A 14,384-nucleotide genomic window follows, 5' to 3' on the forward strand; every position below is an offset into this window, starting at 1 on the left:
TGTCTTTCTCCAAATGTCGGGCCAGTTCCTGCAAACGCGGGCTCAAGCCAGATGATTCCTCTGACATTCCGGCCAACTCGTCTGTCATCCCGGCGTTGTGTTAGCGCTAGAGCCTCAAGCCGCCGTGGGCACGAAATTACCCGCCAGCATTTCCTCTGCGTACATCTCGGCGGTGCGCAGTCCGGCGGCGGTCATGATATCCAGGTTACCCGCGTATTTCGGCAGGAAATCGCCCAGTCCCTCGACCTCCATGTAAATGGAGACCCGCTTGCCATCGAATACGGGGCCATTTTTAAGCAGGTAGCCCGGCACATATTGCTGCACATCTGCAATCATCTCGTGCACCGAGCGGGTGATGGCCTCCTGGTCGGGTTCATCCACGGTCAGGCAATGCACCGTATCGCGCATGATCAGCGGCGGTTCTGCCGGGTTGATGATGATGATGGCCTTGCCGCTGTCGGCACCGCCCACCAGCTCGATACCTCTTGAGGTGGTGCGGGTAAACTCATCGATATTCTTGCGCGTTCCCGGGCCGGCGGATTTGGAACTCACGGTTGCGACGATTTCACCATAGGCCACCTTCTGCACCCGGCTCACCGCCGCCACCAGGGGAATCGTCGCCTGGCCGCCACAGGTCACCATATTGACGTTCATCGCTTTCTGCTCAACCGCGCTGGCCAGGTTCACCGGCGGCACGCAAAAGGGGCCGATGGCCGCGGGGGTGAGGTCTATCATGACCGCACCCTGCTCGTTGACCTTGCGGCTGTTCTCGGCGTGTACATAGGCCGAGGTGGCGTCGAAGCAAATTTGTACCCCGTCTTCCTTCATGGTCGGCAACATCCCGTCGACACCCTCGGCGGTGGTCTTCAGGCCCATGTCCTTTGCCCGGGCCAAGCCCGGAGAATCCGGATCCACCCCCACCATCCACACCGGTTCCACCACGTCGCTGCGCATGGCCTTCATCAGCAGATCGGTACCGATATTGCCGGGGCCAATAATGGCCGCTTTGATTTTCTTGCTCATTGAATCTCCCACTTCATCCCGGCGGCGGCCGGAATCCAGTTAACCTCTGTTGGCGTGACCAAATCACCTAGACGAACTTACAGCTGCAGCCGCCAATGCCCTCGATTTCCAGGCGCATCTCATCACCGGCCACCACCGGTATCAGCGGCGCCAGCGAACCCGATAAAATCACCTCACCCGCCTTGAACGGAATCCCGAACTCACCGAGGGTGTTGGCCAGCCAGGCCACCGCTGTCAGCGGGTTGCCCTGCACGGCACTGCCGAGTCCCTCGGAGTGGAACTCGCCATTCTTGTAGATGGTCATCTTCAGGTTCGGCAGGTCGTAGTCGCGGGGATCGACCTCGTTTTCACCCAGCACGTAGACACCGCAGGAGGCGTTGTCCGCCACGGTATCCTGAATCTTGATGTTCCAGTCATCGATGCGCGAGTCGACGATTTCGAAACAGGGCATGATGGTCTCGGTGGCCGCAAGCACATCCTGCTCCGTCACGCCCGGCCCCACCAGGTCTTTCTTCAGACGGAAAGCAATCTCGCCCTCGGCTCGCGGCGCGATCAGGTGGCCCGCAATCGGAATGTCGGCACCGTCAGGGTAGGCCATCGCATCCGTGAGAAAACCAAAGTCGGGCTGGAACACGCCCAGCATGTCCTGGACCGGCTTGCTGGTCACGCCAATCTTCTTGCCGACTACGCGCTCGCCGTCGTCCTGCTGCCGGCGTTTCAGCATGCGCAGGCTGATATGGTAGGCGTCTTCAATCGTGATATCGGTTTCGCGATCGGTGAGCGGGGGCAGGGAGTTGCACTTGCGCATCGCCTGATACAGCTCATCACCTAACTGCTCGATCTTGCTGGGATCCATCATCCGGTTCACTACCTTGAGAAATGCAGGCGTAATTCTACACTGCCGGGGCGGCTACCCGGTTTAAATTGATTGGCTGTTCAGCCGTTCTGCAGAAAGTCCAGGCAGGCCCGATTGAACATGCCTTCGTGCTCCACCATCACCCAGTGGCCGCATTCGTTGACCAGTATGGTACGCATGTGCCGAATGTTCCTGACCATGGCCATGATGCCCTCCTCGGGCATCATCTTTTCGTCCATACCCCAGAACCCGAGGGTGGGACAGCCGATTTCACCCAACCTGTCGACCAGCACGGGAATATCCATGGTGGCCATCACATGGCCATTCATGATTTCCATAATCTGCATGCGTTCCGCCACCAATTCATCGGTGGCCAATTGAGCGTTGTGCATCAGGCCGGTTGCAAACAGGTCCTTCATCACGGCCGGCGTTACCGGTTCCCCGGAGCCAAACACCTGGAAGACCTTCTGCATCCCTGGCATTTTCTGGTACTCCGCCAGCTCGCTGAGCCCCCCCGGCGCCATCAGGATCAGTTTCTCTACCAGTTCCGGATAGTCCAGCGTGAGCCCAATGGCGATGGCGCCTCCCAGGGAATTGCCCACCAGAGTACACTTGTCCACGCCCGCGCAATCCAGGGTCTGTTTGATACACTCGACAAAGAATGACAGTGGGTGGTCCACGTCATCCGGCTTGTCAGAAAAGCCGTAGCCGATGTGATCAGGGATGATGCAGCGATACCCGGCCTCAACCAACATCGGGTAATTGCCCTTGAAGTTGGAGTAGCCGCTGGCACCGGGGCCGGAGCCGTGAAGGAAGACCACCACCTCACCCGTGCCCTCATCCAGGTAATGGATTTTGTAACCATTGGCGCAATGGGCGTATTTACCCTCGGGCAGCAGGCCTATTTTTCCCATATTATTGTTCCTCGCTGGACTACGGCAGGTTTTAACCACAGTGGTTGGCCGACTTCACCGTGCGGCCGAACCGGCTGGTGATGATCGGCTTTGCGGACAGCACTAAATCGCGTAATCGACGTTTTCCTCCCCAAACATGATAGCCCCCATGTTGTTGGCGAATGGCGTTGAATGATTGGCCACATGGGCCTGGCTCGCCAGCATATCCAGGTGGAAGTCCAGCAACTCGCTACCGCTACGAATGCCACCACTGCCAGCAGCCTTGAGCATGCGGCTGGAGAGCTCGAGGCAACGATCGGCCACCACCGCGGAGTCGTAGCGGTAACGCACCCGGTCCTCAACCGGAATCGGCTCGCCGGCCCGGCACTTTTCCATCATCGCGTCGAAGTTGCGGATCATGGTCAGCTTCATCTCTTCAATGGCAGCACGCACCTCGGCGGCCAGCTCTCGGGCATGGGGGTCGTTCTTCATTTTGTTCGGTCCGACCTGGCGGGTTTTGGCTACATCGATGAACGCCTGCAGTGCTCCTTCACAGGCGCCCAGTGTGGCGGTACACACGGCGCGCACGAAGACCTGCATAAAGGGCATGCGGTACAGGGGGGCGTCGTTGACCGCGTTCCCGGGATTGTCGCAGAGAAACCCGTCCATGGACTTGTGAGTGCGATGTTCGGGGACAAACACGTCGTCCACCACGATGTCGTGGGAACCGGTGCCCTGCAGACCCACCACGTCCCAGTGATCGACAATCTCGTAGTCCTCGATGGGCACCAGGAAGGTGCGGTAATTGGCCATGTCGAAGGGGGCCTCCGGCGTGGGCACGACCGCACCGAGAAACGCCCACTTGCAGTGTTCCGATCCACTGGAGAAGCTCCAGCGACCACTGAGGCGGAAGCCGCCATCCACTACCTTGACCTTACCCACCGGGGCATAGGACGAGGAAATCAATACCGTAGGATCGTCGGCCCAAACGTCCTGCGCGGCCTGGTCATCGAACACCGCCAACTGCCAGTTATGCACCGCGATCACACCGAGGATCCAGGCACTGGAGGGACAGAAGCGGGCAATCTCGCAGCCCACCATGTAAAACACCTGCGGATCCATGGCATAACCGCCCCACTGCTCCGGCTGCAAAATCTTGAAAAAACCGGCCTTGTGGAAATCGGCAACCGTTTCCTCGGGTACTTTTCGCTGCGCCTTACATTGTGCCCGACGCTGCACCAGTGCCGGCCCCATCGCTCTGGCAGCGGCTATCAGTTCCTGTGCCCGGGGTGATTCCAGTCCGTATTCGTACATATATCCACCTGTGGTCTGTCTTTTGGGTAACGCGATGCCGTTGATTCCGCGGCGAGGCTGTATTAAATCCAGCCCGGGAGCCAGCCGCATCCTCCATTTGGGCTATACCCTATTCCACCACCGCATCACCAAAACTCGTGGTTTCACCGAACATGGCCCGGTGGGAAGGTGGCCGCCTGCCATTAACATCGGTCAAGCCGTATTGTTCCCCGAGTTCGGCACCGATCCAGACCTTTCCTGAACGGGCCATCAGTTCCGGGTCGCAGTAGAGGGCCTCGATCACCCTGCCGGTAAATTGTGGTGTTTCACAGGTCTCTGCGAGTCCGGCGTACTTCTCCGGTTCCGCCTCGAATACCCGCCGGGTACGCTCGGTCAGCAGCAGGCCCATCCAGATTGACACCACCGCCACCTGGTGAGGACGGAAATCCACCGCCATGTCGTGGGCCATTTTGTCCACCGCCGCCTTGCCGGCGCCATAGGCGGGCCCGTGCATGTAGATTCGTCCGCCAAAGGAAGAGGTATGGACGACCAGCGCCCTGTCGCTCGCCAGCAACAGCGGTGCAGCCATATGGGTCGCCACATAGTGCGAGCGCATACCCACGTTCCAGATTTCGGTCAGCGCCAGGGGTTTTTCCCAGAAAGGCCCCTTGCGGGTCAGGGCATCATTGAGGGCGGTGGCATTGTTGACCAGGATATCCAGCCTTCCCTGTTCCCGTTGCACCTGCTCAAAGGCTCGCTTGACCTCATCGTCGTCGGCGTGGTCACAGTACAGCGGGATCCCCTTGCCACCCGCCTCGGTCACCGCGTCGGCGGTTGCGGCCAGGTTTCCCGGTAGCGGCGCGTCGCCTTCCTGCCGCGTTCTCCCGGTGACGTACACCGTGGCACCACTGGCGCCCAGGGCCACGGCAATGCCCTTGCCCGCGCCGCGACTGGCACCGGTTACCACCACTATCCGGTCTTTCATCTCCATACCCGCTGACTCCTGAGCTTTAAGGACAGTACAGCGCCTATCCTAATGAGGGTGACGGCGTGGGCCAAGCTGATTACCATGGGCGCAGACCACCATGTTGATCCAATCCATGAATTTCACCCTGGCAATCCCTCCAATACTCCTGTTCTGGCTGCTGCCGGGCGCGAGCGGCAGCGTCGCGGACGAGCAGCGGCTTGTCTATACAGAGCACTCGCCGCGGTGGCTGCAATCGGTGGGAAAACTGGACGTACCGGGCATACAGTTCGAACAGGGACGGCGGCGGCACCAGCGGGAGAGCTGCAGCGGCACCCTGGTAGCACCGGCCGGAAAACGGCTGGCTGACATCGTGGTAACGGCCTGGCACTGCCTGGAGTTTTATCGCGACCTGAGCCAATCCATCACCTTCACGCTGTTGCCAGGGAGCGACCGGGCGATCCGGCGCGAGGCGCACCGGCTGGCCGATGGCGGTGGCATGGATGCGGATTGGGCACTACTCAGACTCTCCAGACCGGTGGATACCGGGGCCATTCCTGCCATGGAATTGAACCCGGCGCCGGGCGACCTCCGGCGACCTGTCACCATGGCCGGGTTTTCCGGTGACAACGGACTGGGACAGGATGGCGCCCTACTGACTTACCACGACAACTGCCGGATTACCCGCCAGAACCGACAGGGCAGCGAAACCGACTGCAGCGCCTACAAGGGAGCCTCTGGCGGCGCCGTGATCCAGCTAACAGATCAGGGCCGCGCACAGCTCACCGGTGTTATTTCACGGGGCGACAGCGAGGGGACAAGCATCTATGTGCCCGTCGCCTATTTCCGCCGCCCGCTGGACCAGTACCTCAACTAGGCGTCCTGGCGACGGGGTGTGTCCTGCTCTCCAACATGGGTTTCACCCCGGGCGCGGGCAAGCTCTATCTGCTTCTGGCGTTCACTGAAACGCGCGATCTGGTCCGGGGACAGATTGTCGTAACAGTGCGGGCAGCAGACTCCCTTGCGATATTTTTCCGAGCGTTTGTCTTCCTCGGTAATTGGCATGCGGCAACCATAGCACTGGTCGTAATGCCCTTTTTCCAGGCGGTGATTCACCGCCACCCGGTTATCGAAGACAAAACACTCACCTTCCCAGGTGCTCTCCGTTTCGGGCACCTCCTCCAGGTATTTGAGGATACCGCCCTGCAGGTGGTAGACCTCTTCAAAACCCTCCTGCAACATGAATGCAGAGGCTTTTTCACAGCGGATCCCGCCAGTGCAGAACATGGCGACCTTTTTCTGCTTCTGCGGATCCAGGTTATTACGCACGTACTCGGGGAACTGGCGGAAAGTAGTGGTATGAGGGTCCACGGCGCCCTTGAAGGTGCCGATGCTGTACTCGTAGTCGTTGCGGGTATCGATGAGTAAAACGTCGGGATCATTCACCAGCTCGTTCCAGTCCTCGGGCCTGACGTAAGTTCCCACCACCAGATTGGGATCGATGCCCTCCACTCCCATGGTGACGATTTCCCGCTTGAGTTTTACCTTCATGCGGTAGAACGGCATTTCCTCGTCGAAGGATTCCTTGTGATCCAGTGCGGCCAGCCGCGGATCCGACCGCAGATAGGCCAGAACCGTATCAATACCCTCGCGGGGTCCGGCAATGGTTCCGTTGATGCCCTCATGAGCAAGCAAAAGGGTGCCCCTGACTCCCGCTTGTCGACAAACATCCAGCAGCGGCTCACGCAGTTCGTGAAAATCGTCCAGGGTACAGAAGTGGTAAAGCGCAGCGACAACAACGGAAGACATGACTCAGGAGGCCTCCGCCTTGGAACCGCCCAGGCAATCGGGTGACGCGGGCGCGGCCTGCTGACGCTGGGCCCACTCTTCGGGGGTGTAGGTATGCAGGGCCAGCGCATGAACCGGACCCGCCAGCTGGTCTGCGAGAATGGCATAGACCTGCTGATGCCGGGCTACCTTGCGCTTGCCCTCAAACGCGGCGGAGACCAGCACAACCTTGAAATGGGTTTCGGAGTTGGGGGGAACGCTGTGCATGTGGCTCTCGTTGACCACCAGCAGGTGCTCCGGCGCCAGCCCGGCATTGAGCAGCTGTTCGATTTCAGTTTGTGTGTTCATGCGGATGCCTCGAAAAACAGCGGCATATTATACGGCAATGCAGGCCCTGCGTGCATCTTCTGCGACCGGCGAGGCCGCAGTCCGCTAACGCGGTTTATCTTTCGCGGATTGCGCCTTGGCGCGTTTGTACAGTTTGCCCTGGGCCCTGTCCCGAGAGCGCTTTTCGGCGAGCGTCGCGCTATTTAACGCCTGCTCCCGCTGGAGCTTGCGGAAATTGTCCAGGCACCGTTCATGCAGTTCACGCATCCCGGGGGTATCGAGTTGATCTCGGTGCTGTGCCAGGACGCGCACAGGGTAGAGCGACTCCTCCTTCTGGAGACTGAGCTGCTGCTGGAAAAAGCTGTCCCAGGCCAATCACTGCAGGGTCAACGTCGGCAATCAGCGGTCTCCACCCGGACTCCGGGTCCGCAAATTACCGGCGCCTGCGCACCCCTGGCGAAACTGGCCCGGGGTTTCCCCGGTCCATTTCTTGAATGAGCGATGAAAGGCGCTGGGGTCGGTAAATCCCATTTGCAGAGCCACCTCATTAATCGACAATTCATGGCGATTCAGGCACAGCTTGGCGGCTTCGCAGCGTGCCTTGTCCTTGATTTCCTGGAACGTGGTGCCCTCACGCTTGAGCCTGCGACGCAGGGTAGGTGCAGACATATTCAGCGCGCTGCTTATCATTTCAAAACTGGGAAACCCCTCGCTGAAATCGTGACCTATCATCGCCCTCACCTGAGCGGACAGGTTATTGCCTGAACTGTCGTTTTCCATCAGCAACATCTGGTAGGGAGCGGTCCGCAAGAACTCGCGCAGGGAGTGCTGGGTGTGGACCACCGGCCAGGCCAGGCAGGCGCTGTCAAAGTACAGCAGGTCCTTACTCTGGTTAAAGTACAGGGGGCAGCAGAAAAGGTCCTCGTACTTGCTCAGGTTGGCCGGGGGATCGCCGGTAAAATCCACCCGTTTCAGCTCTATCGGGCGGCCGCACAGCCAACCGAAAAAGCGGTGCCACATGGACAGGCCGTAGGCATCGGCCGCCCCTACCTGCGGCCGGCTCGTCCTGTCCATGGTGCGATAGCCAACCCGGGCAAATTCCTGGCTGAAATTGGTGTACAGCTGGCTGCGCTCATCAAAAAACGTGCGATAAAACTCCGACGCGCGCTGAATGGCCTGGCCCAGGTTCTCGCAGGAAATCACGCAATAACACATCATCCGGAAAGCACCGGGTGCCACCAGTTCGCTGCCGGTCACTCCGAAGGTCTCGTCCTGCAGCAGGCTGAGCACCTGCTGGTATACGCGGGAATACTGCATCGCGCTGACTTCTGCCCGGTAGCGCGGGGAGCCCTCGTCCAGCGGATCAAAATCCAGCCCGGCTTCCTGCAGAATGGCGGAAAAGTCGTAACCCCGGTCACCCACCATGCGCAGCAGGGTTCTCATAAAACGTGTGGGGACGCGATCGCTCATTGCTTCAACGGTTAGCCATAGGGGCTGCGAATATTAACAGACTTGCCGGTACAGCAAAGCGGCTGACATGGGCGTATACTGTCAGGGGGTTGGCGATGGAGAACGTGGATGGAACCGCTCTACAACATCTATTATGCAGGCGAGGTACTGGATGGCTTCGATACTCGTCAGGTGCGGGCCAGCCTGGGGGCGTTGTTCAAGGCGGGAGACGCCACTCTGGAAAAATTGTTCAGCGGTACCCCACAGCTGGTGAAGCGCGAATGCGACAAGCCCACCGCGCTGAAATACAAGCAGGCGATGGAAAAAGCCGGCGCGAAGCCGCTGATCAGGTCAGTCAAGACACCCTCGGCCGCGGCTGACGACCCCCAGGCCACCCGACCCCTCACTGCCGCCGAGCGCATTGCGGCCATGGCAGCCGCGCCAGACGCGACCGCCCGGGTGGCAGACAAGCCAAAACCGGCAGCACCCGCAGCCAGCGACGACGACCCCGGGCTCGACCTGGAACCGGAGGGCACCGAGGTGCTCAAACCCGAGGAGCGGCCACAGCAGGTGTCGGTCGACATCGACACCTCAGCCCTGGATATTGACCCACCCGCAGAGCGGCTCTCGGCCGAACCGCCGGCACCTCCGCCAGCACCCGATACCAGCCACCTGAGCATGGGCGCGGTCGGGGAGGAAATACCGACCCTGGCGACCACCGAGGACCCGGTTACTCCCAATACCGACGCCCTGGACCTGGCTCCGGAAGGTACCGATTTCTCCGACTGCGCCCGGCCCGAGGCCGCGCCGCCGGAGCTCGATCTTTCAGCGCTGGAGGTATCCCCGCCAGGCACCGATGTCCTTGACGAAGAGCAACGCAAGCACTCCCACCCCCCCGCGCCGGATACCGGTCACATCACGCTGCAGGAGTGACCTTGACGGGCAGGGCTGTCAGGGCAGGGTAATCAGCACCCGCAGCCCGGGATTATTATCCTGCAGGTCAACCTTGCCGCCGTGGTAATGGGCAATGGCCTGGGCCATGCTGAGGCCGAGTCCGTGTCCCGGTTGCGAGGAGCGGCTGGGCTCCACCCGGTAAAACCGCCGGAACACATCTTCCCAGTGCTCCGCTGAAATACCTGGGCCGGTATCCGCTATGGTGACCCGGTGTCCGGGGGCTCCATCGACGGTCGTTGGCACCAGTTCCACACGCACCGCCCCCCCATCCGGCGTGTACTTGATGGCATTGTCCAGCACATTGGCAAACATCTGGAACAACAGGTCGGCCTCACCGCGGCAGGATGCCGCAGGCAGACTGGCGAGTTGCAGTTCCACGCCACACTCCTGCGCTACCGGTTCGTAAAGCTCGACCACATCCTCAAGCAACTGGCGCAGGTCAACCTCAGTTGCGCCGGCGTAGCGACTGCCCGATTCCAGGGTTGAAATCCTTAGTACGGCGTTAAAGGAGGTCAGCAGGCTATCGCAATCGGCAATCAGTTGCTGGACATCTTCCCGGCCGCCCGCCGGCAAGTCCTGGTGTAACTGGCTCAATTGGTTGCGCATGCGGCTGAGCGGCGTTCGCAGGTCATGGGCAATGTTATCCGAGACACTGCGCACGCCGTGCATTAACGACTCGGTCTGGTCGAGCATCTTGTTCATGATCTGTGCCAGCTCCCTGACCTGGCCCTTCTCTCGCTCCGCATCGAGGCGCTGGGACGGATTACCGCGGAAGATCCGTCCCATTTCCCTGCCCAGCCATTCCACCCGTTGCAGGCTTCTGGCAGCGGCAAAATAGCCCCCGATCAGCCCCAGCAGAATAGTGACGACCATGGTCCGCACCAGGGTCGCCAGCACCAGTCGCCCCTGGTATACCGCCTGCTCAAAACTGCGGGCGATGATCGCCCGGTAACCACCGCCCAGGTCCTGTCCCCGGGCGATAAAGTCCACCTCCACCGACTCACCCCATTTCAGCAATGCCAGCTCGAACCCCAGCCAACCGCGCTCAAATTCCTGGTAGGAGGTACCTTCGGGTAAATCGCCGGCAACCTTATTGCCCGCCTGGTCGCTGACCAGGTAGTGGAAACGGTCCAACAGCTGCGTTTCCCGCTGATCGTTGATGTACTGGCTCACCCCGGCAAGCCCCTGGCCACGATAAACCAGCTCCAGGGTCTGCTGCTCTTCGACGATGCTGGCGGACAGTTGCCGGAAATAGTTATAACTGAACAGCAGGTAGAGCCCCGCCATCACCAGGAACACCGTGGCGCTTAGCACCAGCAGGTATTTGGCAATGTACCGAAACGTCAGGCTGCTGATGACCTCGCGCATCAGTCTGACTCAGGACCCAGTCGATATCCGGCGCCACGCACGGTAAGCAGCAGCGGCACGTCAAAGCCCCTGTCGATTTTCTGGCGCAGGCGGGAAACGTGTACATCGATGACATTGGTCTGGGGATCGAAGTTATAACCCCAGACGTGTTCCAGCAGCATGGCCCGGGTGACCACCTGGCCGGCGTGGCGCATCAGGTATTCCAGCAATTTGTATTCCCTGGGCTGGAGTGGCAACGGCTGTCCCTGCCGGGACACTTCCTGTCGCAACAGGTCCATCACCAGATCCCCGACCTGCAGCCGGGTGCTGCCATCACCACTACTGGCGGCACGCCGGGACAGCACCTGCAGGCGAGCCAGCAATTCCTCCATGGCGAAGGGTTTCACCAGGTAGTCATCGGCGCCACTGCGCAGCCCCTGGACCCGGTCATCCACCTCACCCAGGGCACTCAGTATCAGCGCGGGGGTCTCATTACCGCTTTCACGAAGGTCCTGAATCAGGCTGAGTCCGTCGCGAGAGGGCAGCATGCGGTCGACAATCCAGACATCAAATGCCTGGTCCCTGGCAGTGGTAAAGGCCTCGTCACCATCGACACAGTGGATGCAGGCAACACCGGCGCGCTCCAGCTCGCTGCAGATAAAGCGGGCAACGCCCTCATCGTCTTCTACTAACAGTACGTTCATATGGGTTTCCGTATTTGGGCGCAATGTAGCACGCAGGCAGTTGCCAACCAATGCGCCCGGCCTGATGCGCAGGTATCATTACCAATCCTTAATAGAGCCCGACAGTGATAGACTCGCCGCCCATGGAAGATACCCAGGTACAACATCCCTCTTTACTGCGCCACCTCGTTTCGATGATCTACGACGCTCTGCTGGTGATTGCCCTGATATTCGTGGTAAACGGTATTGCCCTGGCAGTGATCGTCCAGCTGAGCGGCGGTGAACAGGAAGTACTGAACCCGCTTCTGGGGCAGCTGCTGATCGTTCTGTCGATTGTTGGCTTTTACAGCGCATTCTGGCTCAAGAGCGGCCAGACCCTGGGGATGCAGGCCTGGCGGATCAAGCTGGTCAGTATCGATGGCAATCCGCTGCGCTGGCCACAGGCGTTGCTGCGCTGCGCCGGAGCCGCTATTTCCGCGGGCTGCCTGGGACTGGGTTACTTATGGAAGCTGGTCGACCGCAACCAGCGTTACTGGCACGACTACATGTCGGGTACCGAGCTGGTGCTGCTGCCAAAGACCAGCCGCGGCAAGGACTGATCAGCGCGCCCTGGCCAGCAACAGCACCCCGGCCACCGCACACAATAAAATTGGGGCCAGGGCGGCGTACAGCGGCGCAAAGCCGAACACCAGACTGGCCGGACCGAGCAGGTCCTGGCTGGTTTGGAATACAATGCCGACGATCACCCCGGCGAAGATTCGAAAACCCATCGTGCCTTCGCGCAGCGGCCCGAAAATAAAGGAAATCGCCACCAACACCAGGGCTCCGATGGCCGCCGGCTGCAGGATCTTGCGCCACAGGGCCAGCTGGTAGTCGTCGGAATCCAGGCCCTGTGACTGCAGGTAGCGACTGTAGCGATAGAGATCGGGTATGGGCAGGTATTCCGGTTCGACGGCGACCACCGTGAGTAGTTCCGGCGTTATACCGGTATCCCAGCGCATCGTCTGGTGCGTTTCCCGTAGCGCCTGCCAGCTACTGAGACGGGTGATGACGACCTCCTCCATGGTCCAGTAATCACCCTCGAAGGTCGCGCGCTGAGCGCGCAGGGCATATTCCATGACCAGGTCCCGGTCGAACTGGAGCATGGTAATACCGTGTACGACACCATCGGCTTCGAGGGCGTTGAAGTGAAGAAAGGTATTCCCCTCGCGATTCCAGATACCGTGACGACCGCCAAAACTTTCGCCCGGGTTCTGCGCCATGGCCCGGTTGGTTTCCGCCAGTTGCTCGGTGCGCGGGGCCACCTGCTCGCCCAGGGCAAAGCCCAGCACGGCGACCAGCAGGGCCGGTTTCATGGCGATCCAGACCAGTCGGCCGATGGACACTCCGGCGGCGCGCATCACTACCAGCTCGCTGGAAGTGGCCAGTTGGCCCAGACCCAGCATGCAACCTATCAGCGCGGCAAAGGGCACAAATTCGTAAAGCCTCCCCGGCAGCGTCAACAGGATATACAGACCCACCCTGGCAAAGGTGTAGCTCTCCGAGATATCGTCCGCTTCATCGATGAAGGCGGCAATGGCGTCCAGTCCGACGATAATTGCCAGTACCAGCAAAATGGCGGTGAATACGGTCCACCCTACGTGGCGGTCAAGTTTTCGCACTGAGATACCTCCGGTGCCGGAGCCGGCCGAGCCAGGGCGGGCCCAGCAACATCGCCAGGGCAACTGCCAGGAACACCAGGTGCACCCCCCAGATATGCCAGGGGCCACCCTCTCCGGAACCAATCGCCGAGCGGCCGTTGGCAAGCAGGGTCAGGTATCCAAGATACAGCACAAAGGCCGGCGCCATCTTGATGTAGCGTCCGCGCCGGTGGTCGGTTGCGCTCATGCACATGGCGATTATCGCCACAATAGGCACCATGACCGGGATCGATAAACGCCAGTGCAGGGCGGCCATATCCTCCAGCCGATCAGATGCCAGCAGCTGCCGGGTGGAACGGCCATCCACCGGGTCGGCGGTGCGAATGCCACCTTCCGGTTCCGGTATCAGCTCTCCGAATTGCTCGAACTGTACCACCTGGTAATCCAGCTCCCCGGGATAGCCCTCGTAACGCAGTCCATCGCGCAGTTCCAGATAGCGCGCGCCGGACTCGGGGTCGAATTTAACCTCGCCTTCTTCGGCGATAGTCAGCAGCATGGTCAATTCACCGTCGTCATCGCGCCGCGCCTGTGACAGGAACACCGAACGCATGACCCCTTCGGCGGTCACGGACTGGGCGTAACTGACCATGTCGGAACTGCGCCGGGTCTGGAACCGGCCGGCTGCCATGGCGTTGAGTCCCTGGGTGGATTCCGGGGCATTGAGTAGTACCTCCGAGCGGGCCGCGCCCAGGGGAGAGACCAGCAGGCTAAGGGCTCCTACCACCAGGGCTACCAGCAGCGCCGGCACCAGGGTGTAGGCTGCCAGTCGGTTGGGACTGATGCCGGTGGCGGTAAATATCACCATCTCACTCTCGACATAGAGGCGCCCGTAGGACATCAGAATGCCGATAAAGAGGCCCAGCGGTAAAATAAGCTCGAGGAAGCCCGGCAGGCGAAAAAACAGCACTGGCAGCAGGATATCCGCGGCCAGGTCACCCACCGCCGCCTCGGCCAGGTATTTCACGAACCGGCCACTGATAATGATCACCAGAAGGACAAAACTTACGGCGATCATGTGCAACAGCACATCCACTGCCAGGTAACGAAGTATTTTCATGCCATGCCCGGGTAGAAATCCGCCTATACCGGTTGGGTTTAAGAGCCCGT

Annotated in this window: 16 protein-coding genes; 3 read left to right on the top strand and 13 right to left on the bottom strand. The window is 60.4% G+C overall.

All coding sequences use genetic code 11. The features are described 5' to 3' along the window. Positions 1 to 114 precede the first annotated feature (114 nt). The 5 genes from E2F43_RS16995 to E2F43_RS17015 form a co-directional block, all read right to left on the bottom strand. Complete coding sequence (locus E2F43_RS16995) at positions 115 to 1,023, bottom strand: acetaldehyde dehydrogenase (acetylating) (protein WP_133214901.1); 909 nt, start codon at positions 1,021 to 1,023, stop codon at positions 115 to 117. A 67-nt stretch (positions 1,024 to 1,090) separates the two neighbouring features. Beyond that, complete coding sequence (locus E2F43_RS17000) at positions 1,091 to 1,882, bottom strand: fumarylacetoacetate hydrolase family protein (protein ID WP_476707504.1); 792 nt, start codon at positions 1,880 to 1,882, stop codon at positions 1,091 to 1,093. A gap of 77 nt (positions 1,883 to 1,959) precedes the next feature. Beyond that, positions 1,960 to 2,793, bottom strand: a complete 834-nt coding sequence (locus E2F43_RS17005; protein WP_133214903.1) for an alpha/beta fold hydrolase — start codon at positions 2,791 to 2,793, stop codon at positions 1,960 to 1,962. A 102-nt stretch (positions 2,794 to 2,895) separates the two neighbouring features. Next, positions 2,896 to 4,086, bottom strand: a complete 1,191-nt coding sequence (locus E2F43_RS17010) for an acyl-CoA dehydrogenase family protein (RefSeq protein WP_133214905.1) — start codon at positions 4,084 to 4,086, stop codon at positions 2,896 to 2,898. Positions 4,087 to 4,195: 109 nt separating this feature from the next. Continuing rightward, positions 4,196 to 5,056 (bottom strand): SDR family NAD(P)-dependent oxidoreductase, encoded by an 861-nt coding sequence (locus E2F43_RS17015; protein WP_133214907.1) that lies wholly within the window; start codon positions 5,054 to 5,056, stop codon positions 4,196 to 4,198. Between the two features lie 94 nt (positions 5,057 to 5,150). Here E2F43_RS17015 and E2F43_RS17020 point away from each other — a divergent pair, with 94 nt between their 5' ends. Continuing rightward, a complete protein-coding gene (locus E2F43_RS17020; protein ID WP_133214909.1) occupies positions 5,151 to 5,906 on the top strand; it encodes a trypsin-like serine peptidase in 756 nt (251 codons plus the stop codon). Here the strand turns inward: E2F43_RS17020 and trhO are convergent. The 4 genes from trhO to E2F43_RS17040 all read right to left on the bottom strand — a co-directional run bounded on the left by trhO (position 5,903) and on the right by E2F43_RS17040 (position 8,614). Further along, a complete protein-coding gene (gene trhO, locus E2F43_RS17025) occupies positions 5,903 to 6,838 on the bottom strand; it encodes an oxygen-dependent tRNA uridine(34) hydroxylase TrhO (RefSeq protein WP_133214911.1) in 936 nt (311 codons plus the stop codon). The two genes, E2F43_RS17020 and trhO, sit on opposite strands and share 4 nt — an antisense overlap. A 3-nt stretch (positions 6,839 to 6,841) precedes the next feature. Further along, entirely contained in the window at positions 6,842 to 7,165 is a 324-nt protein-coding gene (locus E2F43_RS17030) for a BolA family protein (RefSeq protein WP_133214913.1), read from the bottom strand. Positions 7,166 to 7,249: 84 nt separating this feature from the next. Beyond that, the gene (locus E2F43_RS17035; protein WP_165954372.1) at positions 7,250 to 7,519 is read right to left on the bottom strand and encodes a hypothetical protein; all 270 of its coding nucleotides are present in this window, start codon (positions 7,517 to 7,519) and stop codon (positions 7,250 to 7,252) included. 24 nt (positions 7,520 to 7,543) lie between these two features. Further along, entirely contained in the window at positions 7,544 to 8,614 is a 1,071-nt protein-coding gene (locus E2F43_RS17040; RefSeq protein WP_238946992.1) for an AraC family transcriptional regulator, read from the bottom strand. Positions 8,615 to 8,722: 108 nt separating this feature from the next. Between E2F43_RS17040 and E2F43_RS17045 the strand changes: the two genes are divergently transcribed. Further along, a complete protein-coding gene (locus E2F43_RS17045; protein ID WP_133214917.1) occupies positions 8,723 to 9,526 on the top strand; it encodes a hypothetical protein in 804 nt (267 codons plus the stop codon). 18 nt (positions 9,527 to 9,544) lie between these two features. Here the strand turns inward: E2F43_RS17045 and E2F43_RS17050 are convergent, their stop codons facing one another. Both E2F43_RS17050 and E2F43_RS17055 read right to left on the bottom strand, forming a co-directional pair. Beyond that, complete coding sequence (locus E2F43_RS17050) at positions 9,545 to 10,915, bottom strand: sensor histidine kinase (protein WP_133214919.1); 1,371 nt, start codon at positions 10,913 to 10,915, stop codon at positions 9,545 to 9,547. Then, the gene (locus E2F43_RS17055) at positions 10,915 to 11,598 is read right to left on the bottom strand and encodes a response regulator transcription factor (protein ID WP_133214921.1); all 684 of its coding nucleotides are present in this window, start codon (positions 11,596 to 11,598) and stop codon (positions 10,915 to 10,917) included. Before E2F43_RS17055 ends, E2F43_RS17050 begins: the two co-directional genes overlap by 1 nt. A gap of 122 nt (positions 11,599 to 11,720) precedes the next feature. Here E2F43_RS17055 and E2F43_RS17060 point away from each other — a divergent pair, with 122 nt between their 5' ends. Then, a complete protein-coding gene (locus E2F43_RS17060; protein ID WP_133214923.1) occupies positions 11,721 to 12,176 on the top strand; it encodes an RDD family protein in 456 nt (151 codons plus the stop codon). Here the strand turns inward: E2F43_RS17060 and lptG are convergent, their stop codons facing one another. Continuing rightward, positions 12,177 to 13,238 carry an LPS export ABC transporter permease LptG gene (gene lptG / locus E2F43_RS17065; protein ID WP_133214925.1) on the bottom strand — a complete coding sequence of 354 codons (1,062 nt, stop codon included), beginning with the start codon at positions 13,236 to 13,238 and terminating at the stop codon, positions 12,177 to 12,179. Beyond that, the gene (gene lptF, locus E2F43_RS17070) at positions 13,225 to 14,334 is read right to left on the bottom strand and encodes an LPS export ABC transporter permease LptF (RefSeq protein WP_133214927.1); all 1,110 of its coding nucleotides are present in this window, start codon (positions 14,332 to 14,334) and stop codon (positions 13,225 to 13,227) included. The genes lptG and lptF overlap by 14 nt, the downstream gene beginning before the upstream one ends. Between the last annotated feature and the right edge of the window lie 50 nt (positions 14,335 to 14,384).

It is taken from the genome of Seongchinamella unica (assembly GCF_004354085.1).
Lineage (GTDB): Bacteria > Pseudomonadota > Gammaproteobacteria > Pseudomonadales > Halieaceae > Halioglobus > Halioglobus unicus.

Excerpts from the sequence above, each read along its gene's own strand:
- E2F43_RS16995 (WP_133214901.1), bottom strand. The coding sequence starts at position 1,023 with ATGAGCAAGAAAATCAAAGCGGCCATTATTGGCCCCGGCAATATCGGT.
- E2F43_RS17000 (WP_476707504.1), bottom strand. The coding sequence starts at position 1,882 with ATGATGGATCCCAGCAAGATCGAGCAGTTAGGTGATGAGCTGTATCAG.
- E2F43_RS17005 (WP_133214903.1), bottom strand. The coding sequence starts at position 2,793 with ATGGGAAAAATAGGCCTGCTGCCCGAGGGTAAATACGCCCATTGCGCC.
- E2F43_RS17010 (WP_133214905.1), bottom strand. The coding sequence starts at position 4,086 with ATGTACGAATACGGACTGGAATCACCCCGGGCACAGGAACTGATAGCC.
- E2F43_RS17015 (WP_133214907.1), bottom strand. The coding sequence starts at position 5,056 with ATGGAGATGAAAGACCGGATAGTGGTGGTAACCGGTGCCAGTCGCGGC.
- E2F43_RS17020 (WP_133214909.1), top strand. The coding sequence starts at position 5,151 with ATGTTGATCCAATCCATGAATTTCACCCTGGCAATCCCTCCAATACTC.
- trhO (WP_133214911.1), bottom strand. The coding sequence starts at position 6,838 with ATGTCTTCCGTTGTTGTCGCTGCGCTTTACCACTTCTGTACCCTGGAC.
- E2F43_RS17030 (WP_133214913.1), bottom strand. The coding sequence starts at position 7,165 with ATGAACACACAAACTGAAATCGAACAGCTGCTCAATGCCGGGCTGGCG.
- E2F43_RS17040 (WP_238946992.1), bottom strand. The coding sequence starts at position 8,614 with ATGAGCGATCGCGTCCCCACACGTTTTATGAGAACCCTGCTGCGCATG.
- E2F43_RS17045 (WP_133214917.1), top strand. The coding sequence starts at position 8,723 with ATGGAACCGCTCTACAACATCTATTATGCAGGCGAGGTACTGGATGGC.
- E2F43_RS17050 (WP_133214919.1), bottom strand. The coding sequence starts at position 10,915 with ATGCGCGAGGTCATCAGCAGCCTGACGTTTCGGTACATTGCCAAATAC.
- E2F43_RS17055 (WP_133214921.1), bottom strand. The coding sequence starts at position 11,598 with ATGAACGTACTGTTAGTAGAAGACGATGAGGGCGTTGCCCGCTTTATC.
- E2F43_RS17060 (WP_133214923.1), top strand. The coding sequence starts at position 11,721 with ATGGAAGATACCCAGGTACAACATCCCTCTTTACTGCGCCACCTCGTT.
- lptF (WP_133214927.1), bottom strand. The coding sequence starts at position 14,334 with ATGAAAATACTTCGTTACCTGGCAGTGGATGTGCTGTTGCACATGATC.